This is a genomic window from Herbiconiux gentiana, assembly GCF_024978135.1.
In the GTDB taxonomy this organism is placed as follows: Bacteria; Actinomycetota; Actinomycetes; order Actinomycetales; family Microbacteriaceae; genus Herbiconiux; species Herbiconiux gentiana.
The window spans coordinates 1-21,769 of the sequence record NZ_JANTEZ010000005.1 but is presented as its reverse complement, the minus strand read 5'-3'; the positions used below and the strand labels follow the sequence as shown (position 1 = coordinate 21,769).

General features: G+C 71.9%; 19 protein-coding genes, 3 tRNA genes and 1 pseudogene. 7 read left to right on the top strand and 16 right to left on the bottom strand.

The features are described 5' to 3' along the window. Positions 1-2: 2 nt before the first annotated feature. Positions 3-110, top strand: a pseudogene (locus NVV95_RS18490) (hypothetical protein); the annotation flags it as partial. Between the two features lie 26 nt (positions 111-136). On the opposite strand, the gene NVV95_RS13005 reads toward NVV95_RS18490, so the two are convergent. Then, a complete protein-coding gene (locus NVV95_RS13005; protein WP_259486978.1) occupies positions 137-1,132 on the bottom strand; it encodes a LacI family DNA-binding transcriptional regulator in 996 nt (331 codons plus the stop codon). A gap of 241 nt (positions 1,133-1,373) precedes the next feature. Between NVV95_RS13005 and NVV95_RS13000 the strand changes: the two genes are divergently transcribed. Continuing rightward, positions 1,374-4,265 (top strand): beta-glucosidase, encoded by a 2,892-nt coding sequence (locus tag NVV95_RS13000; protein WP_259486977.1) that lies wholly within the window; start codon positions 1,374-1,376, stop codon positions 4,263-4,265. A gap of 84 nt (positions 4,266-4,349) precedes the next feature. Here NVV95_RS13000 and NVV95_RS12995 read toward each other — a convergent pair whose 3' ends face one another. Continuing rightward, the gene (locus tag NVV95_RS12995) at positions 4,350-5,207 is read right to left on the bottom strand and encodes an NmrA family NAD(P)-binding protein (protein WP_259486976.1); all 858 of its coding nucleotides are present in this window, start codon (positions 5,205-5,207) and stop codon (positions 4,350-4,352) included. A gap of 82 nt (positions 5,208-5,289) precedes the next feature. Here NVV95_RS12995 and NVV95_RS12990 point away from each other — a divergent pair, with 82 nt between their 5' ends. Further along, on the top strand, positions 5,290-6,048 hold the full coding sequence (locus NVV95_RS12990; protein ID WP_259486975.1) for a TetR/AcrR family transcriptional regulator: 759 nt from the start codon (positions 5,290-5,292) through the stop codon (positions 6,046-6,048). A gap of 34 nt (positions 6,049-6,082) precedes the next feature. Then, positions 6,083-6,553: a hypothetical protein gene (locus NVV95_RS12985; RefSeq protein ID WP_259486974.1), complete on the top strand. Its 471-nt coding sequence runs from the start codon at positions 6,083-6,085 to the stop codon at positions 6,551-6,553. Here NVV95_RS12985 and NVV95_RS12980 read toward each other — a convergent pair. The 6 genes from NVV95_RS12980 to NVV95_RS12955 all read right to left on the bottom strand — a co-directional run bounded on the left by NVV95_RS12980 (position 6,513) and on the right by NVV95_RS12955 (position 12,846). Further along, positions 6,513-6,902: a ChaB family protein gene (locus NVV95_RS12980; RefSeq protein WP_259486973.1), complete on the bottom strand. Its 390-nt coding sequence runs from the start codon at positions 6,900-6,902 to the stop codon at positions 6,513-6,515. The genes NVV95_RS12985 and NVV95_RS12980 overlap by 41 nt on opposite strands. A gap of 106 nt (positions 6,903-7,008) precedes the next feature. Next, positions 7,009-8,430, bottom strand: coding sequence for an amidohydrolase (locus NVV95_RS12975; protein ID WP_259486972.1), 1,422 nt, complete (start codon positions 8,428-8,430; stop codon positions 7,009-7,011). Further along, on the bottom strand, positions 8,427-9,125 hold the full coding sequence (locus NVV95_RS12970; RefSeq protein WP_259486971.1) for a purine-nucleoside phosphorylase: 699 nt from the start codon (positions 9,123-9,125) through the stop codon (positions 8,427-8,429). Before NVV95_RS12970 ends, NVV95_RS12975 begins: the two co-directional genes overlap by 4 nt. Before the next feature lie 56 nt (positions 9,126-9,181). Further along, positions 9,182-10,879, bottom strand: a complete 1,698-nt coding sequence (locus NVV95_RS12965) for an ABC transporter permease (RefSeq protein WP_259486970.1) — start codon at positions 10,877-10,879, stop codon at positions 9,182-9,184. Positions 10,880-10,881: 2 nt separating this feature from the next. Then, positions 10,882-11,709, bottom strand: a complete 828-nt coding sequence (locus tag NVV95_RS12960) for an ABC transporter ATP-binding protein (RefSeq protein ID WP_259486969.1) — start codon at positions 11,707-11,709, stop codon at positions 10,882-10,884. 78 nt (positions 11,710-11,787) lie between these two features. After that, on the bottom strand, positions 11,788-12,846 hold the full coding sequence (locus NVV95_RS12955; RefSeq protein WP_259486968.1) for an ABC transporter substrate-binding protein: 1,059 nt from the start codon (positions 12,844-12,846) through the stop codon (positions 11,788-11,790). A 247-nt stretch (positions 12,847-13,093) separates the two neighbouring features. Here NVV95_RS12955 and NVV95_RS12950 point away from each other — a divergent pair, with 247 nt between their 5' ends. After that, the gene (locus NVV95_RS12950; RefSeq protein WP_259486967.1) at positions 13,094-14,110 is read left to right on the top strand and encodes a LacI family DNA-binding transcriptional regulator; all 1,017 of its coding nucleotides are present in this window, start codon (positions 13,094-13,096) and stop codon (positions 14,108-14,110) included. Between the two features lie 4 nt (positions 14,111-14,114). On the opposite strand, the gene NVV95_RS12945 is transcribed toward NVV95_RS12950, so the two are convergent. From NVV95_RS12945 to NVV95_RS12910, 8 genes are all read right to left on the bottom strand, one after another. Beyond that, positions 14,115-14,828, bottom strand: a complete 714-nt coding sequence (locus NVV95_RS12945) for an SOS response-associated peptidase (RefSeq protein WP_259486966.1) — start codon at positions 14,826-14,828, stop codon at positions 14,115-14,117. A gap of 28 nt (positions 14,829-14,856) precedes the next feature. Continuing rightward, complete coding sequence (locus tag NVV95_RS12940) at positions 14,857-15,624, bottom strand: spermidine synthase (protein ID WP_259486965.1); 768 nt, start codon at positions 15,622-15,624, stop codon at positions 14,857-14,859. After that, positions 15,617-16,750 carry a winged helix DNA-binding domain-containing protein gene (locus tag NVV95_RS12935; protein ID WP_259486964.1) on the bottom strand — a complete coding sequence of 378 codons (1,134 nt, stop codon included), beginning with the start codon at positions 16,748-16,750 and terminating at the stop codon, positions 15,617-15,619. Before NVV95_RS12935 ends, NVV95_RS12940 begins: the two co-directional genes overlap by 8 nt. Positions 16,751-16,799: 49 nt before the next feature. Beyond that, the gene (locus NVV95_RS12930) at positions 16,800-17,654 is read right to left on the bottom strand and encodes a DNA/RNA non-specific endonuclease (protein ID WP_259486963.1); all 855 of its coding nucleotides are present in this window, start codon (positions 17,652-17,654) and stop codon (positions 16,800-16,802) included. A gap of 82 nt (positions 17,655-17,736) precedes the next feature. Further along, complete coding sequence (locus NVV95_RS12925) at positions 17,737-18,225, bottom strand: hypothetical protein (protein WP_259486962.1); 489 nt, start codon at positions 18,223-18,225, stop codon at positions 17,737-17,739. 114 nt (positions 18,226-18,339) lie between these two features. Beyond that, positions 18,340-18,412 (bottom strand) — tRNA-Phe (locus NVV95_RS12920). A gap of 62 nt (positions 18,413-18,474) precedes the next feature. Beyond that, positions 18,475-18,551, bottom strand: a tRNA-Asp gene (locus tag NVV95_RS12915). A gap of 42 nt (positions 18,552-18,593) precedes the next feature. Continuing rightward, a tRNA-Glu gene (locus NVV95_RS12910) sits at positions 18,594-18,666 on the bottom strand. Between the two features lie 121 nt (positions 18,667-18,787). Here NVV95_RS12910 and NVV95_RS12905 point away from each other — a divergent pair. Both NVV95_RS12905 and NVV95_RS12900 read left to right on the top strand, forming a co-directional pair. Then, a complete protein-coding gene (locus NVV95_RS12905) occupies positions 18,788-20,041 on the top strand; it encodes a M23 family metallopeptidase (RefSeq protein WP_259486961.1) in 1,254 nt (417 codons plus the stop codon). A gap of 88 nt (positions 20,042-20,129) precedes the next feature. Further along, a complete protein-coding gene (locus tag NVV95_RS12900; protein ID WP_259486960.1) occupies positions 20,130-21,497 on the top strand; it encodes a peptidoglycan DD-metalloendopeptidase family protein in 1,368 nt (455 codons plus the stop codon). Positions 21,498-21,769: the final 272 nt, after the last annotated feature.

Genomic DNA, 21,769 nt, shown 5'->3' with positions numbered 1-21,769 from the left:
GCGACGCCGCCGGGAAGGGCGGCGCGATCAAGCGCATCATGCAGCGCCCGTCGCGCGAGCGGTTCCAGTACGTGACCGACCACGCGCACGAGCTGGGCACGGCGGGCTAGCGGCGCACCGAGCTGGGCAAGGCCGACTAGCGGCGCACCGAGCTCGCGCGGGTGATGAGGGTGGGGGCGAGCACGACGTGCTCGTGCTCGTGGTCCGGCCCGTCGGCGACCTCGCTCCAGAGCAGGCGGGCCCCGATCTCGCCCATCTCGCGGCCGGGCTGGGCGATGGTCGAGATGGGGATCGTGCTCTCGCGCACCGCGCTGTTGTTGTCGTAGCCGATCACCGCGAGGTCGTCGGGGATGCGCAGCGCCGCCGACAGAGTCTGCACGAGTCCGAGGGCCAGCAGGTCGGAGGCGGCGAAGACGCCGTCGGGTCGTTCGGCCGGGGCCCGGTCCAGGATGATCGACCCGGCCGCCCGGCCCTCCGGAGCGTTCACCGCGCCGACGATGATCTCCTCGAGCGTCACCGCGCCGTTCGTCTCGGCCACGGCGCGCTCGGCGCCGAGGCGGCGCTCGAGCAGCGGTTCGAGGCGGTCGGGCCCACCCACGAAGGCGAGCCGCCGGCGGCCCTCGTCGATCAGGTGCCGGGCGGCGAGGTACCCGCCCTGCTCGTTGTCGACCACGATCGAGCACCCCTCCCCGACCGGGACCGCCACGTTCAGCAGCAGCACGGGACGCCCGTGCCCGCGCAGCCGGTGCGCGCTCTCGGGCGCCGCCTCGAACGGGGCCAGCAGGATGCCCGCGAAGCGCGCCTGGTCGAACAGGTCGAGGTAGGTCTCCTGCTTGGCGTAGTCGTTGTCGCTGTTGGCGAGCAGCAGGGTCATGCCGTTCAGGGCGGCGCCCTCCTCGGCCCCCCGGGCGATGTCGACGAAGAACGAGTTGCCGATGTCGGTCACGACGAGGCCGAGGGTGGTGCTGCGGCCCATCGCGAGCGAGCGGGCCTGGTTGTTGCGCACGAAGCCGAGCTCGTCGATGGCGGCGTGCACCCGCCTCAAGGTCGCCTCCGCCACCTTGTCGGGATGGTTCAGCACGTTCGAGACCGTGCCGAGGGCGACCCCGGCGCGCGCCGCGACGTCGCTCATGCTCGGCATGCTCTTGGTCGTCGACATCGTTCTCCACGGCTCGGCTACGGGCTCCCGCCAGCTTAGGGAATTTCCCGTCGACTCCTGTTGACACACGCTGACCCGCCACCTACTTTAACTTGAAGCGCTTCAATCGGCGCACACGACACCGCTGGTCACCACCGCCAGTCCCAACCGCGAGTCACATTGGAGTGGCATGAATTCAACGAAGAGATCGAGGCGGGCGATGCTGGCCGGGGGGATGGCACTGGCTCTCGCCGCGGGTGGTTCGGCCCTGGCAGCGGGGCCCGCGGCGGCGGCTCCTGGGGTGACGGGCGCGCGAGCATCCGTCGACCTGGCCGAGTGCCCGTGGATGGACACCGCGCTGAGCGCCGACGAGCGCGCCGGCCTGCTGCTGGACGCCAGTTCGCTCGGCCAGAAGTACCGCTGGCTGAACGAGCAGGCCGCGAACACGCCCGAGCAGACCGAGTTCAGCGGGGTCTCGTACCCCGAGCAGGTCGGTTGCACGCCCACGATCGTCTACACCGACGGGCCCGACGGCGTGCGCTTCACCGAGGGTGTCACCGCCTTCCCCGCCCAGATCGCGCTCGCGTCGAGCTGGAACAGCGACCTCGCCTTCGACAAGGGCGCCGCCCAGGCAGCGGAGGCCTGGGACAAGGGCAAGGCCGGCGTGCTCGGCCCCGGCATCGCGAGCGGCCGCACCCCGCTCTCGGGCCGCACGGCCGAGTACCTCGGTGAGGACCCGCTGCTCAGCGGCACCCTCGGCGCCGCCAACACGCAGGGCCTCGAGAAGGGCGACCCCGAGAAGCCGACCCTCGCCGTGCTGAAGCACTACGTGGGCAACGAGCAGGAGACGGCGCGCCAGACCAGCTCGTCGAACCTCGACGAGCGCACGCTGAAGGAGGCCTACGACCTGCCCTTCGAGATCCTCATCGACGGGGGAGCCCCGGCCGGCGTGATGTGCTCGTACAACCAGATCAACGGCGTGTACGGCTGCGAGAACCCGCTGCTGAACACCGACCTGCGCGGGCAGCTGGGCTTCGACGGCTACGTGGTCTCCGACTTCGGGGCCGTGCACAGCACCGCGGATGCGCTGAACGCCGGTCTCGACCAGGAGCTGAACCGCCCCATCCACTACACGCCCACGCTGCTCGACGCGGCGATCGCCGACGGCTCCCTCACCGAGGCGACCGTCGACACCGCGGCCCGGAACGTCGTGAGGTCGTACATCGGAGCCGGCCTGTTCGACAAGCCGGCGCCGACGACCCCCGTCGCCGACGCCTCGACGCCCGAGCACAAGGCCCTCGCGCGGAGCATCGCCGAGGAGGGCTCGGTGCTGCTGAAGAACGACGGCCTGCTGCCGCTCGACGCCTCCGACGGCTCGACGATCGCGCTGATCGGCCCGACCGTGTCGAACACCCCGACGAACGGCGTCAGCGCCTCGTCGGTCTGCAGCATGTCGTGGCCCTTCGGCAACCCCAGCACGCTGAACTGCGAGGACGTGGTCGCGCCCGACACGGCGTTCACTTCCCGTGCCGCTGAGGCGGGAGCATCCGTCGTCGTGTCGAACGGCGCCGACCAGGTGGCCGCCGCGGCGACCGCGGCCGCCGCCGACGTCGCGATCGTGTTCGGCTACTACCGCTCCGGCGAGTTCACCGACATCCCGGGCCTCGGTCTCGCCGACGGCGGTGACGACCTCATCGCGGCCGTCGCCGCGGCGAACCCGAACACGGTCGTCGTGCTCGAGACCGGCAGCGCCACCGACATGCCCTGGCTCGACCAGGTCGACGGCGTGCTGCAGGCCTGGTACCCCGGTGAGCAGCAGGGCCCCGCGCTCGCATCGCTGCTCTGGGGCGACACGAACCCCTCGGGCAAGCTGCCGATGACGTTCCCGAAGTCGCTCGCCGACACCCCGACCGCGACACCCGAGCAGTACCCGGGCGTCGTCGACGCCGACGGCATCACGCAGGTCGACTACAGCGAAGGGCTGCAGATCGGGCACAAGTGGTACGACGAGCAGGGCATCGAGCCGCTGTTCGAGTTCGGACACGGGCTGTCGTACACCTCGTTCGACTACTCCGACCTCGAACTCTCGACCGCGGTCTCGGGCGGCGCGGTGGAGACGACCGCCTCGTTCACGCTCACCAACACCGGATCGGTGGCGGGCACCGAGGTGCCGCAGGTGTACCTCACGCTGCCGGAGTCGGCGGGCGAGCCGGGCAAGCGTCTGGTCGACTACGACCGCGTCTCGCTCGAGCCCGGTGCGTCGCAGCGGGTGACGACCGTCATCTCCTCGGAGACGGCCGACCACCCGTACTCGATCTGGAACGTCGACACCGACGCGTGGGAGGTCGTCGACGGCGGCTACACCGTCTCGGTCGGCTCGTCGTCACGGGCGCTGCCCCTCTCGGGCCCGGTCGTGGTCGACACGGCCGGCACTGCTCCGGTGGTCACGGTCGCGACCTCGCCCTCGGCTCCCGACGGGGCGGCGGGCTGGTTCGTCTCGCCCGTGACGGTCACGGCGACCGCCGTCGACGACGTCGACTCGGCTCCGGTCGTCTCGACGAACCTCGACGGCGCCGGCTGGGTCGACGGCGGCTCAGTCACGGTGTCGGCCGACGGCGCGCACACCATCGAGGTGCGGGCGACGGATGCGGCGGGCACCGTCTCGGCCGTCACCCGCGTCGAGCTGCCGATCGACCGCGCCGCGCCGACGGTCTCGGCCGCGGCCGACCGGGAGGCGGGCACCATCGTGCTGACGGCGAGCGACGCGACCTCCGGGGTCGGGTCGGTGGAGTGGGCGCCCGCGGGTCTCGCCCCGGCGTGGCAGAGCTACACCGGGCCGCTGCCGGTCGCGTCGGCGGGGGAGACGATCGTCTTCCGGGCCACCGACGTCGCAGGGATCGTGAGCGAGGTCGGGTCGTTCGACTACGCGGCGGCTGCGCCCACGCCGACCCCGACCTCCACGCCGGCGCCCTCGGCCTCTCCCGCTCCGGGTGCCGGGTCGCCGGGCGGCGGTCTCGCCTCGACCGGCTTCGCGGCCGGTGGCATCGCGGCGCTTGCGCTGCTGCTCGTGGCGGGTGGCGCCGTGACGGTGCTCGTGCGTCGACGGGGGGTGCGCAGCGCGGGCTGATGCCTCGCTGATGCCCAGCTGAAGCACCGCCGGCGGCCCCTCCCGTGATCGTGACCGGGAGGGGCCGTCGGTGCGTCCGGCGGCTCAGCCGAGCAGGCGGCGCAGGGTCGACGCGACCGGCAGCGGCGGGCGCCCGAGCAGCTCGCCGAGCGCCGGATCGACCACGTCGAACTCACCGCGGCGGGCCGCTCGGTAGAGGCCCAGGGTGAAGTCGGCCGCCGGTGCGGGCATGCCTCGCTCGATCGCTCCGGCCCGCCACTCCTCGTCGTCGACGACCGTGCGCGTGATCGTGCGCCCGGTCAGGGTGCTGAGCTCGGCGGCCACCGCCTCCAGGTCCAGAGCCTGGGAGGCTGTCAGTGGAGCCGTCGGTCCGTCCTCCGGGTGCTCGGTCGCGAGAAGGATCGCGGCGGCTTCGGCCAGGTCGTCGTGCGCGGTCCACGACACGGGGCCGTCGGCCGGCGCGGCGACCGTGCCGGTGGCGAGTGCTCCTTCGAGGTGCATGGCCAGGGTGGTGGCGTAGAAGCCGTTGCGCAGGGCGGTGTACGGCACCGGCAGCTCGGCCAGGTGCTGTTCGGTGGCGAAGTGCACGGCCTGGGGCGCGAAGAGCGAATCGGGGGCCGAGGCCTGGTGGCTGGTGTACAGGATGCGCCCGGCACCGGCCGCGACGGCGGCGTCGATGGCGGCGAGGTTCGCCCCCACGGCCGCGTCACCGCGGATCGCCGCCGAGACGACCAGCACCCGGTCGGCGCCTTCGAAGGCCTTCGCGAGGGTGGCGGGCTCGGTGAAGTCGCCCGGCCGCACCCGCACCCCGCGATCGGCGAGGTGCTGCGCCTTGGACGGATCGCGCACGCTGACGCCGACCGACTCCGCCGGCACCCGCTGCAGGAGCCGGTCGACGATGCGCGAACCCAGTTCGCCCGTGGCTCCGGTGATGATGATCATTGTTACTCCGATCGTGTTTCCAGTGATAGCAGACCGTAGCAGGCTGTTTCCGATGATTGCAAGTCGCTGTTATCGTTGATCTGTGAGCAATGAGTCGTCCCCCGCCGCCGTGTCGGAGCCGCGCACTGCCGTGCGCACACGCATCGTCGAGGTCGCGGCCGGCCTGCTCGGGGACGGGGGTGCCGCTGCCCTCACCACCCGGCGCGTCGCCGATGCCGCCGGCGTCCAGGCCCCCACGATCTACCGCCTGTTCGGCGACAAGGACGGCCTCGTCGACGCCGTCGCCGAGCACGTGCTCGGGCGGTTCGTCGCCGGCAAGGCGGCGCTGCCTGCGGGCACCGATCCGGTCGAGGCGCTGCGCGACGGCTGGCGCCGGCAGATCGACTTCTCGCTGGGCAACCCCGAGCTGCATCGCCTGCTCGCCGAGCCGGGGCGCAGCGGGCGCACGGCCGCACTCGACGCGGGGCTCGACGTGCTGCGCACGCGCATCCGGGGTCTCGCCGCGGCCGGGCTGCTGCGGGTCGACGAGGGTCAGGCCCTCGGCATCATCCGGGCGGCGGCCACCGGGACCGTGCAGCAGCTGCTCGACGCCCCGCCCGGCGAACGCGACCCGGGCCTCGCCGAGGCGATGCTCGACGCGGTGCTCGGCCGCATCCTGGTGCCCGGCCCGGACGCCGCCGCACCCGCACCCGCACGGACGGCTCCGCGCCTCGACGGCCCTCGCGCCGCGGCCATCGCGGTGCTCGCGCAGCTCGACGACCTCCCGGCGCTCACGGCGGCCGAGCGCCAGCTGCTGCACGAGTGGCTCACCCGCGCGGTCGCCGCCCGGCCCTCGAGCTGACGCGGTTCGCCGGGCAGCAGGGCAGGGTGGAGGGATGACAGCCCCGCGCATCCTGAACCCGTACGCCAAGTTCCTCTACGGCTTCGTCGGCTACCTCGTGCTGCTGATGCTCAATCTCGTCGTGGCGGCGCTGGTCGGGCCCGTCGTCGGCCCGCTGCTGTTCGTCGTGCTCTTCTTCGCCTGGATCGTGATCGGCGCGCGGCTCTTCCGGGTGCCGGAGGAGCCGGTCGCGCCCCCGCGCCCGTGGTGGAAGCTCACCGCACGCCCGACGGCCGGGTTCGTCATCGCGGCCCTGCTCGGCCTGCAGGCTCTCGCCGTCGGCTCCAGTGCATTGCTCGCCGGAGCGGTGGCCGAGCAGGTCGGCCAGCCCGGCCTCGGCGCCTCGACGACGCAGCTCACCGCGGCGGTGGCCTTCGTCGTCGCTGCGGCCGCCTACCTCGGATCGTCACTGACGCTCCGCCGCGTCAGCGCGCCCGGGCCGTCTCCCGCCGGTTCGCCTTCTTGAGCGCCTCGACGAGCTCATCCTTCGTCATGCGCGAGCGCCCGCGCACGTCGAGCCGCTTCGCCAGCTCGAGCAGGTGCGCCTTCGTCGCGTTCGCGTCGACGCCCTCCTCGGTCTCACCCGAACCGCGCCCGCCCTCGGCGCGCGAGTCCGAGGGCCCCGACTCGTCCTTGCGCTCCCAGTGGTCCCCCACCTTCTCGTACTCGTGCTTCAGCGCCGCGAACGCGGTGCGATGGGCGCGTTCACCCTCGCCGTAGCTGTCGACGGCCGAGTCGTGCGCCGCGCTCCAGAGCGCCTGCGCGTGCTTCTCCGAGCGGGCCAGCGTGGAGGGGAGCTCATCCGATGCGGGCATGATCGTCTCCTTCGTTCCCCTCCACCCTCATCCCGCCCGCCGCGAGCGGCAAGGCCGGGCCGCCAGACCCGAGCGGCAAGGCCGGGTGGTCAGGCCGGGCCACCGCCTACGCGTCGTAGTTCTGGATGCTCTTCCCGTGCGACCGGTCGGTCAACCGCGCCAGCCGCGGCGCCAGCTCGGCCACCACGCCCGCCACGTCCACCGTCAGCAGGCGCCGGTCACGCATCAGCACCTGCCCGTCCACGATGGTCGTGTCGATGTCGTTCGACCGCGCGCTGTAGATCAGCGTGCTGGCCAGGTCGTGCACCGGCTGCACCCGCGGGTCGCTCAGGTCGACGAGGATCAGGTCGGCCCGGTAGCCCGGAGCGATCCGCCCGACGACGCCCGCGAGCTGCACGGCGGCGGCACTCTGGGTGGTGGCGTGGTCGAGCAGCTCCTCGGCGCGCATCCACGTCGTGTCGAGCTCGGTGGCCTTCTGCACGTAGGCCATGAAGCTCATCGACTCCCAGACGTCGAGCGTGTTGTTCGAGGCGGCCCCGTCGGTGGCGAGCCCGACCGGCACGCCCGCCGCGGCCAGCAGTCGCACGGGTGTCGTGTCGAAGCCGAGCTTGAGGTAGCCCTTCGGCGCGCTGCCCACGCCGACCCGGCCCTCCGCTGCGGCGGGAGCGAGCAGCGGCAGGTCCTCCGGCACGATGCCGATGCCGTGCGCGATCAGCACCTTCCCGTCGAGGAGGCCGGTGTCGCTCAGCACGCCGATCGGTGTGCGCCCCGTGCGCTCGCGGCTGTGCACGGTCTGCGACCGGCCCTCCGCCGCGTGGATGTGCACGAGCAGGTCGTGCTCCTGCGCCGCCCGCGCGGTGGCCGCGAGGTCGTCGTCGTTCAGCGTGTAGGTCGCGTGCGGTGCGAGCGCGGTGCTGATGCGTCCCTTCGCCGCTCCGCGCCAGCGGGTCGCGAACTCGAGCGACTGCTCCAGGCCCGCCTGTCCGTCGGTCGAGAAGTAGGTCGAGCCGAGCACACCGCGCAGGCCGGTCTCGTCGGTGACGGCGGCGATCCGGTCCATGTTGAAGTAGTGGTCGGCGAAGGTCGTCACGCCGTGCCGGATCATCTCGGCCGCCGCCAGGCGTGTCGCCAGCTCCACGTCGTCGTCGGTGAGGTTCACCTCCATCGGCCAGATGAAGTCGTTGAACCAGCGGTCGGCCGGCACGTCCTCGGCCGCTCCGCGGAACATCACCATCGGCGAGTGCGTGTGGCAGTTGATGAACCCGGGCATCGCCACCTTGCCACGGGCGTCGATCGTCTCGCGCGCCGCGGGCGGGGCGACGGATGCTCCGCCCGCGTCCACCGCGTCGAGCACCGCCTCGAACACGCCGTCCCGGATCACGACGATCTGGTCGGCCGCGAACGAGATTCCGCCGCCCTCGTCGTGCCGCAGCACGGTGGCGCCGGTGATGACGAGGTCGGCGGGGCCGAGGTCGGGCGACGTCGTGGGGGAACCGAGGGCCGAGCCGCCGGGGCCGAACCCGCTCACGCCAGCGCCGCCAGTCCGAACGACACCATGTTCTCGAAGGTGGCCTCACGCTCGGCGGCGGTCATCTCCGAACCGGGCAGGTCGCTCACGGTGCCGACCATCAGCGACTCGAAGCCCTCCTTCAGCGCCACGGCGTAGAGCCCCGCCGCCTCCATGTCGATGCCGATGGTGCCGTAGGCGAGCAACCGAGGCACCAGGTCGACGTCGGGGTTGTAGAAGGCGTCCGTCGTGAACAGCGGCCCCACGTGCATCCGCTTGCCCGTCGCCTCGCCGAACTCGACCGCCTTGCGCAGCAGCCCGAACGACGGGGCGTGGCTGAGGGTGACGCCGGGCACCCACTCGCTCGTCATCGCCGAGTTGGTGTGGGCGGCGCTCGCCGCGATCACGTCGCCGAGCTCGAGGTAGGGTGCGATACCGCCGATGGTGCCGACGCGCACGATGCGCTTGACGCCGTAGTGGCGCGCGAGCTCGGTGCTGTAGATCGACATCGACGGGATGCCCATGCCCGAGGCCAGCACCGAGATCGGGCGGCCCTCGAAGGTGCCGGTGTAGCCGAGGATGCCGCGCACCTCGGTGACGAGGCGGGGCGAGTCGAAGAAGGTCTCGGCGATGAGCTTGGCGCGGCGCGGGTCGCCCGGCATGAGGACGTCGGGGGCGAAGTCGCCGTCGAGGGCGCCGATGTGCGGGGTGGGCATGGTGATTCCTTCCGAGGTGGCGAGGGGCGAGCGGATGCGCGTCCCGATGTCGTGGGTCAGCCGAGCTGCGAGGGCGAGTACTTCACGAGCACCGCGCGCTCGGCCCAGCTGACGAGGCTGTAGAAGATGAGCGAGACGGCGGTGAGGATGGCCGCGGCCGCCCACAGCCCCGTGTAGTCGGAGTGGGCGCGGGACGCGACGATCTCGTGCCCCAGCCCGTCGCCGGTGGCGAGCCACTCGGCGAGGGTGGCCGCGAGCACGGCGGTCGGGGCCGCGATGCGTGCCGAGGCGAAGATCGACGGCAGCGTGTAGGGCAGCTGCAGCCGCCAGAGGTTGCTCCAGACGGAGGCGTCGTAGCTGCGCATCAGCGTGAACGCGTCGGAGGGCACCCGGCGCAGACCGCTCTGCGTGTTCGCGAGCGTGGGGAAGAAGGTGACGATCGCGGTGATCGCGACCACGCCGCCCAGCCCGCGGCCGAGCGCCAGGATGAGCACGGGGATCAGCACGATGATGGGCACCGAGCGCAGCGCCACGGCGAGCGGGGTCAGCACCCGCTCGACCACCGGGAAGGTCACGAACGCGACCGCCATCGCGATGCCGATCACGAGGCCCGCGACGTAGCCCACCCCGGCGTGCACGAGGGTCTCGCCGAGCGCCTTCAGCATCACGGCGCGGTTCTCGGCCGCGTCGTCGGCGGTGAACAGGTAGGCGAACACGTCGAGCGGGGTCTTGCCGACGAACGGCGACATGTCGAAGACGATCAGGTAGGCCCACCAGGCGGCGAGGATCACGAGGATCGAACCGACGGTCCAGGCCACGGTGCGCAGCAGGCGGGCGGCGAGCGGCCCGCGACGGGCGGGCGACGCGAGCTGTGCGGTCGAGATCGAGGCCGACCAGGGGGTGAGCCAGCGGCGCAGCAGTCCGAAGATGCCGTAGGGCACGGCGGCCATCACGGTCGCGATCACCGCGACCGACCAGACGCGGCCGAGCTCGAGCGACATCAGGCCGTTGATCAGCAGTACGCCGAGCCCCGACTTGGCGCCGATGAACTCGCCGAAGATGGCACCGAGCACGGCCGCGGCGGCGCCGATCTGCAGACCGGTCAGGATGGCGGGGATCCCCGAGGGGAAGCGCACGAAGCGCAGGGCCGAGAGCGAGCGCCCGCCCCAGGCCGTCACCATCGTGAGCGGCCCGCCGTCGGCGGAGCGGAGGCCGAGCATCGTGCCGACGAGGGTCGTGAAGAACACCGACAGGGCGGCGAGCACGACCTTCGCCGTGTCGGGGTCGAAGGTCAGCTGCAGCAGCGGGTTCACCGCGACGAGCGGCAGGCAGAACAGGGTGAGCGCGAGCCGGAGGAAGAGCGACTCGAGAGCGGGCAGCTGCACGAACAGCACCGCCACCACGACGGCGGCGAGGTTGCCGAAGAACCAGCCGCGCACCGCGACCCAGGCCGTGGCCGAGAAGGCGTTGAGGTAGACCGGCCAGTCGGCGACGAGGCTCTGGATGATCGCCGTGGGGGAGGCGAGCACGCCGAGGCGGGTGAGCCAGAGCTCGGCGGCGATCTCCCAGAGCACCACGAGGGCGAGGCTGACGAGGGCGGTGACGACCCAGCCGTTCAGGGCGCCGCGGCGGGCGTCGCGACGGCTGCGGGCGCGCTCGGTGGCGATGGCGCCGGCCGCGCGGGCGGCGGCGGTGTCGGCTGCGGTCTCTGCTGCGGTGTCGGTCGCCGTGCTCAGGCTCCCGCCCGTGCTCACGCTCACGCCTCCGCCGGTGCGACCGAGGCCAGCTCGCCGTCGCTCACCAGATCGTCCGGGTCGTCGTCGGTGCCTGCGTGCAGCATCGCCGACAGCTGATCGCAGACCGCGTGGAACTCGGGGGTCGCGAGCAGCTCGCGCCGGCGCGGACGGGCGAAGTCGAGGTCGATCTCGCCGACGATCCGGCCGGGCCGAGGCGACATCACGACGACCTTGTCGGCGAGGAACGCCGCCTCGGAGATCGAGTGGGTCACGAGCAGGGCGGTGGCCTTGGTGGCCGACCAGAGCTTCTGCAGCTCCTCGTTCATGCGCTGGCGGGTGATCTCGTCGAGCGCTCCGAACGGCTCGTCGAGCAGCAGGATCTCGGGCTCGGCGACGATGGCGCGGGCGATCGCCACGCGCTGGCGCATGCCGCCCGAGAGCTGGGCGGGACGCGCATCCGCGAACCCCTCGAGACCGACGAGCCGGATCAGCTCGTCGATGCGGGCGGCCGGGATGCTGGTGCGCATCACCTGGCCGGGCAGGCGGATGTTGTCGCGGACGCTGCGCCAGGGCAGCAGCGACGGGTCCTGCAGGGCGAGGCCGAGGCGGTGCGCCGAGCGGATGGCGGCCGGCGTCTCGCCGTGGATCGTGACCTCGCCGGCCGAGTACGACTCGAGGTCGGCGAGGATGCGGAGGATCGTCGACTTGCCGCAGCCCGACGGCCCCAGCAGGGCGGTGAACGAGCCCTGGGGCACGGCGAGCGACACGTCGTCGAGCGCGAGCACGTCGCTCTTCTTCGACGAGTAGACCTTGGTCAGATTGCTGAGGGTGAAGCCAGAGCCGGTCACGGCGCCTCCAGTGCTGGTGGTGAAGCCCGGGCCCTCCTCCCGCGACGAGATCGCGCAGGAGAAGGGCCCGGGGCGGTGCTACTTGATGGTGTTCGAGCCGTCGTAGACCTCGTCGAGCACCGAGGTGTCGAAGAGCGAGTCGTCGACGCCGGTGATGCCGAGGGTGTCGAGGGTGGCGACGTTCTTCTCGATGCCGTCCGCCGACATCGTCAGCAGGCCGTTCTCCTTGGTCTCGTCAGTGACGAGCAGGTCCATCTGCAGCTGAGCCTGCTTGGTCTGCTCCTCGATCGTCAGGCCGCCGTCCTTCGCGTAGTCGTTGACCGTGAGCTCGACGGCCTCGGTCGGGTCGGCCACGTAGGCCTGCCAGCCCTCGATCTCGCCCTTGAGGAAGCCCTCGATGGCGGCGCGCTTGGTGTCGTCCTCGAGGCTCTCCCGGGTCACGGCGTAGACCTGGGCGTAGATGTCCAGGCCGTAGTCGGCGGTGAGGAACACGGTGCCGGCCTTGCCGGTGGCCTCCTCGTAGGCGATCGGCTGCTCGGAGTAGAACACCCAGAGGCCGTCGACCTCGCCCGACACGAGCGGTGCGACATCGAAGCCGACGGGGACGCTCGTGACCTTCGAGGCGTCGACGTCGTTCGCGGCGAGCAGGGCCTCCTGCGCGGCCTCGTCGCCCGAGGGCACGCCGATCTTCATGCCGACCATGTCGGCCGGGGTCGCGATGGGCTTGTCGGGGCTCGACAGGATGGCCAGCGGGTTCTTCTGGAAGCCGGCGGCGATGATCACCAGGTCGGCGCCCTGCTCGTTCGCGCGGGCGACGGTGTCGGCGTTGCCCATGCCGATGTCGGCCTGACCCGAGACCACGGCGGCCATCGAGTCGACGTCGGGGCCGCCCGGGAGGATGTCGACGTCGACGCCGTTCTTCTCGTAGTAGCCCTCCTTGTCGGCGACGTAGCTGCCGCCGAACTGCACGAGGGGGATCCACGAGGTCTGCAGGGTCAGCGGCGTGGCGGCGCCGTCGCTCGAGGCGGTCTCGCCGCTCGAGGAGGAGGCGCAGCCGGCGAGCACGGCGAGGCTGAGCGCACCGGCGGTCGCGGCGGCGAGCACGCGGCGGGCGCGGCGCGAGGGCAGTGAGGACATGGGTTCTCCTAGGGGTTCGGAGGAGCGGGATGTGAGGAAGGAACGGGTGCTGTGCGGGTGCTGCGGTCGCAAACCGTTTTGCGGCGGGTGCGTGGCCCCAACCTAAGGCGTGGGTGTTTCGGTGCCATTACCCGGTGTTTCGGGGGTGTAAACGACCGGGCATCCGCTCGTCCTGCTTTCAGGATGCTCTGCAACACGTTTTGCGAAACCGGCGTTCGCGACCCGCCCGCTCCGCTACTCTGATGGCGTGAACGACCGACCGCGGCCCTGGACGATGCAGCAGATCGCCGAGGCCGCCGGCGTCAGCGTGACCACGGTGTCGCACACGCTGTCGGGGAAGCGGCCCGTGCATCCGGACACCGCGCTGCGCATCAACCGGCTGATCGACGAGCACGGCTACGTGCCCGACGCGGGCGCGCGCCGCCTCAAGTCGGGCCGCAGTCAGGTGATCGGCCTGGCCGTCCCCGACATCTCGCACTGGTACTTCGGCCGTATCGCCCGCGGCGTCGAGGAGATGGCGAACGAGCACGACCACGGCCTCATCATCGCGAGCACCTCGAACTCCGACCCGCGGCGCGAGAAGCGGTACTTCAACATGCTGCGCACCCGGGCGATCGACGGCCTGGTCTACACGGCCAGCCGCGAGATCAAACCCACCGACGAGCTCGTGTCGATGGCGTCGTCCCCGGCGCCGATCGTGCTCGCCGACGAGGACATCGAGGAGCTCGAGGGTCTGCCGTCGGTGACCTCCACCAACTACTCGGGCGCGCGCGACCTCGGCCGGCACGTGCGCTCGCTCGGGCACACGAAAGCTGTGATCATCGCGGGGTTCCCCGGGCTGCACTCGACGGTGCAGCGGATGCGCGGCATCCGCGAGTCGTTCCCGAACGCCCTGGCGATCCACGGCGACTTCGAGATCCGCTCGGGCTACGAGCTGATGAGCGACCTGATCGCCCACGAGGTGAAGTTCACCGCGGTGTTCGCCTGCAACGACTTCATGGCGATCGGCGCGATGCGGCGGCTCTGGGAGGAGGGGCTCCGGGTGCCCGAGGACGTGTCGGTCGTCGGCTTCGACGACGTCGACATGGCGTCGGTCGTGACCCCCGGGCTGACGACCGTGCGGCAGGACATGCTCGAGATCGGGCGGCAGTCAGCGAAGCTGCTGCTCGACGGGCTGGCGGCCGGGTCGATGGAGGGGATCGGGTCGGTGCGGCTGCCGGTGGAGCTGGTGCTGCGGGGGACGACGGGGCCGGTCGCGGACTGATCCGCTAGGCCGCCGTCAGGGGCTCGATCAGCGTCGGGTCGTCTTTCGCCACGCTGGTGTCGCGCACGTTGTTGACCCGCTTCGACACCGGATAGGTCGTGATGGTCGACGCCACCGCGAGCGAGGAGCGGTCGAGCATCGCCAGCAGCTCCTCCTTCTCGTCGGCCTTCTCGAGCTTCATCGGCTCGACCCAGTGCTCCCTGGTGTCGGGCGTGAGGAACACCGGCATGCGGTCGTGCACCTCGCCCGAGGCGTCGGCGGCCTCGCGGGTGATGATCGTGAACGACACCGACCACTCCTCGCCCACCTTGCGCACCTCGTAGAGCCCGGCCGCCGCCAGCACGCTCTCGGGGGCGTGGATGTAGTGCGGCTGCTTGCCGTGCTCGGTCGCCTCCCACTCGTAGTAGCCGTTCATCGGCACGATGCAGCGGCGCTGGGCGAAGGCGTTGCGGAAGAGCCCGTTGGTGGAGACGCTCTCGAGCCGCGCGTTGATCGGCGCCGGCCCACCCGGCTTCGCCCAGGACGGCTTCAGCCCCCAGCTCGCGGCGTCGAGCTGGCGCACGAGCTCGCCGTCGATCAGGCGTTCGCGCACGATCGGCGACTCCTCGGTGGGCGCCACGTTGTACGACGGGCGCCAGTCCTCGAGGCGCCCGCCCCGCGCCACGAACTCGGCGATCAGCTCATCGGTCTCGGCGCTCATCGCGAACCGTCCGCACATGCTCGCTCCTCCCTCTCCGTCGTGTTCATCATGCTCCCACCGGATGCACGGCTCCAGGGTGCGGGCCGGCCGCCCGCAGCGCCGGAAGCCACTCCAGCAGGGCGGGGGACGCCGAGGCGAGTACGACGCCGTTGCCCGCCCGTGCCTCCGTCACCACCGACGTCGGGCCCGAGAGCACCAGGTGCGGGAAGACCGGGGCGAGCGCCTCGAGGTGGGCCCGCAGGGCGGGGGCGCCGTCGTCGTCGGCGACGTTCACGACGAGCACGCCCTCGGGCGCGAGCAGCTCGGAGGCCGCGCGGTAGAAGCCCGGGGTGCGCAGGTGCGGGGGAGTGCTGGTGCCCTGGTAGAGGTCGGCGATCACCAGGTCGGCAGCTCGGGTGACCCGTTCGCTGCCGTGCAGAACCCGGGCCGCGTCTCCCGGATGCACGGCGAGCCGTGTGCCGCGCGGGAGGGGCAGCACCTCCGTGACGAAGGGCACCAGCCCCTCGGCGAGCTCGATCACGTGCTGCTCGGAGTCGGGGCGCGTGGCCTGCACGTAGCGGGGGAGGGTGAGGGCGCCGGCGCCGAGGTGCACGGCCGTGATCGGTTCGCCGGGCATCCGGAGCCGGTCGACGACCGCCCCGATGCGGCGCACGTAGTCGTGGAAGAGGGAGGCCGGGTCGCCGAGGTCGACGTGCGATTGCGGGCTGCCGCCGATGACCAGCTCGAACGCGCCCTCCATCAGCGGGTCGCGGCGGATGACGGCCTCCTCGCCGGTCTCGCGCAGGCGGGTGCGGGCGACGACGTCGTCAGCCATCGCGGCTCTTCAGCTTGAGGGGGAGCTCGAGGAACGCGGCGTACCCGGCCACGGCGCGCTCGACGCCCTTCTGCTCGGCGACGGTGAGCGGCTCGAACGGGTCGAGCGTGACGGTGACGGCGGTGGCGGTGATGCTGCGCCTCCAGGTGCCGACGATCGCACCGCGCGAGACGAGCATCGGCAGGAACATGCCGTTGTCGCCCGGCACCACGCGGCCGCTGAACTCGGCGGCGAGGGCGGGCTGGCGGGAGCGGTAGCCGAGCAGGAACTCGTCGAAGCCGGGGAGGGCGAGCTGCTGCGGGGACGTGGCCCCTTCCCGGGAACCCGCCTCGACCAGGTACCTCGCGCCGCCCAGGTCGACCTCCTCCAGCCGATCCCGGATGCGCGCGAGGGCGGCCGTGGCGTCGGAGACCAGCAGCTTGCTCCAGTGGCAGAAGTCCTTCAGCGTGGTCGGGCCGTGCCCCCGCACGTAGCGCAGCAGCAACTCGTCGTGCGCGTAGTCGGGTGACCACTCGCGGGTCGCCGGCGCCCACTCGTCGAGCAGCACCAGCGCCTGCTGCGTGCCGCCCTCGGCCAGCGGACCCCAGCAGATCAGACCCTCGTGCGCGAGCAGCCAGATGAGGTGCATACCGCGCTGACCGGCGGGTTCGAGCCCCGCGCTCTGGAGTTCATCGGTGAACTGCTCCCGGGTCGCGCGGCCGCCGCCGTGGAGCAGGCCCGTGGCGACGTCGCGCGCGCGGTCGACCGTCGCGGTGTCGATGCCGAGCCCGCGATGACGGGCGGCGGCACCCGCGACGGTGCGGCGGGCGGTGAGCGAGAGGAACCCGCGCAGGTCGTCGGGGTCGATCAGGTGGAGCGTGCCGCGCATCGGCCACGACCGCACGACCGCCCCGGCGTCGAGCGCGGCGAACACGTCGCGGCGGGTGCTGCCCGGCACCCGCACGCCGAGGGCCCAGACGCCCTGCCCGAAGTCCTGCGCCTGGGTGGCGAGCAGCCGCCGCGCGGTCGCGGCGACGCGTGCGGGGGCGTCGCCCGCTTCAGTGCCCGCAACTCGGCCCGTGAGCCACTGCGACCCCAGCCGCCGCTGCAGCAGCTCCCTCTGCTCGACCGGCATGCGTCTGCTCATGCGCCCAGTATGGCGACGCCCTCCGACATCCGGCACGGGGAGCGCGTCGCTACCAGCGCAGGTGCTCGGGGGCGGTCAGCTCGATCCACCGCTCGCGGTGCACGCCGGCCGTCGGCACCGTGCTCGCCAGCACGTCGGACGCCACGAGCGGCTTGAAGTCGAGGCCGGTCAGCTCGTCGAGGTCGGCGACCGGCAGCTGGAACGTGCGGAAGGGCCCGAGCGGAGGCGGAGCATCCGTCGCCGTCTGCTCGAGGTCGATGCCGCCGAGCTGCGGCGACTGGTCGAGCAGGTAGCCGCTCGCCTGCAGCCGGCCACCGCTCGCCCAGGCGGCGACCTTCCAGAACTGGGTCGGAATGCGCACCCCGCGGTACGGCTCGTCGTCGTCGGCGAACACGGGCCCGGTGAAGACGCTCAGCCGCAGCCGGTTGGCGCTCGCGTACTGCAACACGAGATCCTCGAGGCCGTTCCAGAGCTCGATCGACTGGTTGAAGACGGCTGCCTGCGGTGCCGCGTTGGTGTAGCAGAAGCTGTCGAAGTTCGCCTCGGACGCGATCTCGACGTCGCCCCAGACCGGATCCCTCCGCCGAACGAGATGCCCGCGGTCGAGGTCGTTGCGGGCGTAGAGCTCGGGCCCGGCCTGCTCGTCGGCGGGCACCCGGTCGTCGAGGTGCCAGTCGTCGCCGCGCCCGAGATCGAGCAGGGCGGCCCCGTCGATGTTCACCGCGGTGGCCGCCGCGAGGCGTCGGCCGGCATCGAGCAGCACGGTGAAGTGGGTGTAGTCGAGGGTGCGGATGCGCGCGGCCTGCGCTTGACCGCGAGGGGCGGGTATGGGTAACGCACGTCGGCTGTCGCCGTCGTCGCCATCGTCGTCCAGCTGCAGGAACTCCGGGTCGTATCCGCTCATGACCCGAGTCGACCACGCCCCCCGGCCGGCCCCCAGGGCCCCTCAGCCGATGTTCACCTTCCGCCGACGGGCGGCAGCTCCGTCACTCCAGCCGGAGCGCCGCCGAGGCGGAGGTGTAACCGGGGGCGCTAAAGGTCAGCGTCGCGACCGGCGCCGGGGTCTGATCGGGGTCGGTCCTCCCCAAGATGAGCAGGAGCGTTCCCGCCGTGTCGCCCGCGGGTACGGCCCGGTCGTAGGCGAACGTGAGGCTCTCGCCCGTCGGATCGTCGGGCCCGTAGTTCCACGCCACTTCGCCGCTGAAGCCGCTGTACCAGTACGACGCATCGGTGAGCGGCAGGTACGCGAGGAGCGCCCCGCCGGGGATGTCCGTCGTGCCGTCATTCGTCACGCGGATCACGAACCAGGTCGTGTTCCCGTCCTTGTACGGCGGTGACACGGTCAGGGTCAGCGTGGGCATCGTCTCGCTCGCAGCCGCAGCCGGAGCGGTCACCGCCGCGAGGAGCACGGGCGCAGCCCAGGCGGTGCCGACGACGGTGCGGCGGCTGATCTGGCGGGGTCGCGGCTCGGGCATGAGGCGAGAGTATCGACGATCGCGTGTCCTGATCCGGCCATGTCCACTAGAGGGCGCCCCCGGCCCGGAAACGTAAGAAACCCCCGCCATGTAGAAGCTAGGCGAGGGTTTCAGTGGCTCCGACGGGCGTCGATCCCGTGACCTCACGATTTTCAGTCGTGCGCTCTACCAACTGAGCTACAGAGCCGAAACGGCGGAATGCGCCGCTTCTAGCGAAAAGCCCTCCCGAATGGAAGGGCTTTCACGCCATGGCGACCCTGACGGGACTTGAACCCGCGACCTCCGCCGTGACAGGGCGGCACGCTAACCAACTGCGCTACAGGGCCTTACTTGTGTTCCTATTGTATGTGTTCTCGCACTGGAGCTTGTGACCCCAACGGGATTCGAACCCGTGCTACCGCCGTGAAAGGGCGACGTCCTAGGCCGCTAAACGATGGGGCCGCGGCGCGACAACTCGTCGAGTATGCCACATCTCCGGCACAGTCGCCAATCGAGCCCACTTGTCCACATGCGGCGGGATGAACCACCACCCGAGCCGCCCACAGGTTAGATTCGCAGAGACATGAGCACCCACCAGATCTCCACCGGCCTAGCGCGCCTGCGCCTGGCCGCCGTCGCCGCGGCCTCCGGTCTCGCCGTGGCGGCCGCCGTGGTGTTCGGCGCGGGCGCGGCCCCGGCGTTCGCCGACGACTACCCCACGTGGGACGACGTGAAGAACGCCCAGGCCGACACCGAGGCGAAAGACCAGGAGGTCACGCGCATCCAGGGTCTCATCTCCGAGATGAACGCCCAGGTCTCGGCGGCGCAGCAGCTCGCCACCGAGCGCGGCACCGCCTACCAGGCGGCGCAGGAGTCCTACGACACGGCGAACTTCGTGGCGGCCGAGCTCGAGCAGCAGGCGACGGATGCGCGTTCCACCGCCGAGGCGTCGAACCGTCAAGCCGGCCAACTCGCCGCGCAACTGGCGCGAACGGGTGGCAACGACCTCAGCCTCAACCTGCTGGTCGGTGGCGAACAGCTCTCGAACGACCTCCTCTACCAGCTCAGTGCCATGTCGAAGCTGGCCGAGAAGACCTCGCAGATCTACGCGAAGGCGCGGCAAGACACCAACACGGCGACCGCTCTCACCGCGCAGGCCGAGGTCGCCCGCGACGAGCTGAAGGGCCTCGCCGACGAGGCGCTGCGCCTGCGCGACGAGGCGGTCGCCGCCCAGCAGCAGGCCGAGGTGGCGCTGCAGGAGCAGGAGGACCACCAGGTCGAGCTCCAGGCCCAGCTGCAGGTGCTGCAGGAGAACCGGGCCGCCACCGAGGCTGACTACCAGAAGGGCGTCGACGCCCGGGCCGAGGCCGCGCGCGAGGCGGCGCGGGCGGGGCTCTCGACGCTGCCGTTCATCGCGGCGAGTGGCTGGGCGAGCCCGTTCCCCGGGGCGTTCTCGTCCGACGAGTACGGCATGCGGGTCAACCCCGTCTCGGGCGAGTACCGCCTGCACTCGGGCATCGACCTCGTCTACAACGGCGGCACCTGCGGGGCCACCGTCTACGCGGCCGCCGAGGGCATCGTGAACTTCGCCGGCTGGAACGGCGGCTATGGCAACTTCATCCAGATCGACCACGGCGGCGGCATCGCCACCGCCTACGGCCACAACACCACCCTGCTCGTCGGCAACGGCACCTACGTCTCCGTCGGCCAGCCGATCGCCTACGCCGGCACCACGGGCAACTCGACCGGCTGCCACGTGCACTTCGAGGTGCGGCAGAACGGCACCGCCATCAACCCCCGCCCCTTCATGGCGGCGCAGGGCATCGAGTTCGGCTAGACCATGAACCTGACCCTGACCATGACCATGACCGTGACCGCAGCGGCGCCGACACCGGCCCCGCCCCACGATTGAGCGAGACCCGACGATGAGCATCGCAGACCCCACCCCGCCGACCACCAGCGCCGCCGGCGCCGAGCACGCCGAACGCGTCGAGCGTGCAGAACGGCCCCAGCCCGCGGGCCGCCCTGAGCGCGCCCGCGGGAGGCGGCCGGTGCACACGTGGGTCGCCGCCGTCGTGCTCGCGCTCGCGATCGTCTGCGTCGAGGTGCTGCGCGGGGTCGAGCCCGCGTCGGCCATCGACTACCCCTCATGGGAGGACGTGCTGGCCGCCCGCGGCAGCGAGTCGGCGAAGCAGGCCGAGGTGGAGCGCATCCAGGGCATCGTCGCCCAGCTGCAGACCGAGGTCGAGGCCGCCCAGGCCTTCGCCGCCCAGAAGGCCGACGAGTACACCGCGGCGCAAGACGCCTACGACACCGCCACCTTCCGCGCCGACGAGCTCGACCGCCAGGCCGCCGAGGCCACCGTGCGCGCCGAGGAGTCCAACGGCCAGGCCGGGCAGCTGATCAGCCAGCTCTCGCGAGCCGGCGGCACCGACCTCACGCTCAACCTCATCGTCAGCGGCGACTCCACCGACGACCTGCTCTACCGGCTCGGCGCGATGAGTCAGCTCTCGGGGCAGACCGTCAGGCTCTACGAGCAGGCCGCCCAAGACCGCAACACCGCCAAGGCGCTCACCGACCAGGCCGTCGTCGCCCGCACCGAGCTCGAGGGTCTGAAGAACGCCGCCGAGGCCGCGCTGGCCGAGGCGCAGGAGGCGCAGGCGCAGCTCGAGGGCGCCCTCGCCGAGCAGGAGGCCCAGAGCATCGTGCTCGACGAGCAGCTGAAGGCGCTGCAGGAGAGCACCGCGAAGACGGTCGCCGACTACGAGGCCGGCGTCGCCGAGCGCAAGCGCCTCGAGGAGGAGGCGCGGGAGCGTGCCCGCCAGGAGGCGATCCGCCGCGCCGAGGAGGCCGCGAAGAACGGCGGCGGCGGGGGCGGCCCGATCGCCTCGGTCGACGGGTGGACGAGTCCGCTGGCGAGCTGGCGGGTGTCCGACGAGTGGGGCCAGCGGTTCCACCCGATCTTCCACGAGTGGCGGCTGCACGCCGGCATCGATCTGGTCGCGCCGGGCGGCACCTGCGGCGTGCCGGTCTACGCGGCGGCCACCGGCACCGTGAGCCAGGCCGGCTACAACGGCGGGCTCGGCTACTCGGTCACCATCAACCACGGCGGCGGCCTCACCACCGTCTACGGCCACAACAGCTCGCTCAACGTGGGCCGCGGCCAAGACGTGGGCGTCGGCGAACTCATCGCGTGGGCCGGCACCACCGGCTCCTCGACGGGCTGCCACGTGCACTTCGAGACCCGCGTCGGCGGCGTCTCGCAGAACCCCCGCAACTTCGTCGGCTTCTGACCGGGCGGCGCTAGCGGGGCCGAACCCGCCGGCGCCGGCCCGGCGAACCCGCTGACATCGACCCAGCGCACCACCGGCGCGGGCCCGGCGAACCCGCCGGCACCGACCCGGCGAACTCACCCGAACCCGCCGGCGCCGGCCACGCAGAACCCACCCCCCACACGCAGAACGCCCCGCCACCTCGACGAGAGGGGCGGGGCGTTCTGCGTCAGAACGCGCGGAAGGTCAGTGACCCTCCTCCGCGAGCTTCGTGATCCCGGCCTGCACGATCG

Excerpts from the sequence above, each read along its gene's own strand:
- NVV95_RS12980 (WP_259486973.1), bottom strand. The coding sequence starts at position 6,902 with ATGCCCGCATCGGATGAGCTCCCCTCCACGCTGGCCCGCTCGGAGAAG.
- NVV95_RS12925 (WP_259486962.1), bottom strand. The coding sequence starts at position 18,225 with ATGCCCGAGCCGCGACCCCGCCAGATCAGCCGCCGCACCGTCGTCGGC.
- NVV95_RS12985 (WP_259486974.1), top strand. The coding sequence starts at position 6,083 with ATGACAGCCCCGCGCATCCTGAACCCGTACGCCAAGTTCCTCTACGGC.
- NVV95_RS12995 (WP_259486976.1), bottom strand. The coding sequence starts at position 5,207 with ATGATCATCATCACCGGAGCCACGGGCGAACTGGGTTCGCGCATCGTC.
- NVV95_RS13000 (WP_259486977.1), top strand. The coding sequence starts at position 1,374 with ATGGCACTGGCTCTCGCCGCGGGTGGTTCGGCCCTGGCAGCGGGGCCC.
- NVV95_RS12955 (WP_259486968.1), bottom strand. The coding sequence starts at position 12,846 with ATGTCCTCACTGCCCTCGCGCCGCGCCCGCCGCGTGCTCGCCGCCGCG.
- NVV95_RS12945 (WP_259486966.1), bottom strand. The coding sequence starts at position 14,828 with ATGTGCGGACGGTTCGCGATGAGCGCCGAGACCGATGAGCTGATCGCC.
- NVV95_RS12930 (WP_259486963.1), bottom strand. The coding sequence starts at position 17,654 with ATGAGCGGATACGACCCGGAGTTCCTGCAGCTGGACGACGATGGCGAC.
- NVV95_RS13005 (WP_259486978.1), bottom strand. The coding sequence starts at position 1,132 with ATGAGCGACGTCGCGGCGCGCGCCGGGGTCGCCCTCGGCACGGTCTCG.
- NVV95_RS12935 (WP_259486964.1), bottom strand. The coding sequence starts at position 16,750 with ATGAGCAGACGCATGCCGGTCGAGCAGAGGGAGCTGCTGCAGCGGCGG.
- NVV95_RS12905 (WP_259486961.1), top strand. The coding sequence starts at position 18,788 with ATGAGCACCCACCAGATCTCCACCGGCCTAGCGCGCCTGCGCCTGGCC.
- NVV95_RS12940 (WP_259486965.1), bottom strand. The coding sequence starts at position 15,624 with ATGGCTGACGACGTCGTCGCCCGCACCCGCCTGCGCGAGACCGGCGAG.
- NVV95_RS12970 (WP_259486971.1), bottom strand. The coding sequence starts at position 9,125 with ATGCCCACCCCGCACATCGGCGCCCTCGACGGCGACTTCGCCCCCGAC.
- NVV95_RS12900 (WP_259486960.1), top strand. The coding sequence starts at position 20,130 with ATGAGCATCGCAGACCCCACCCCGCCGACCACCAGCGCCGCCGGCGCC.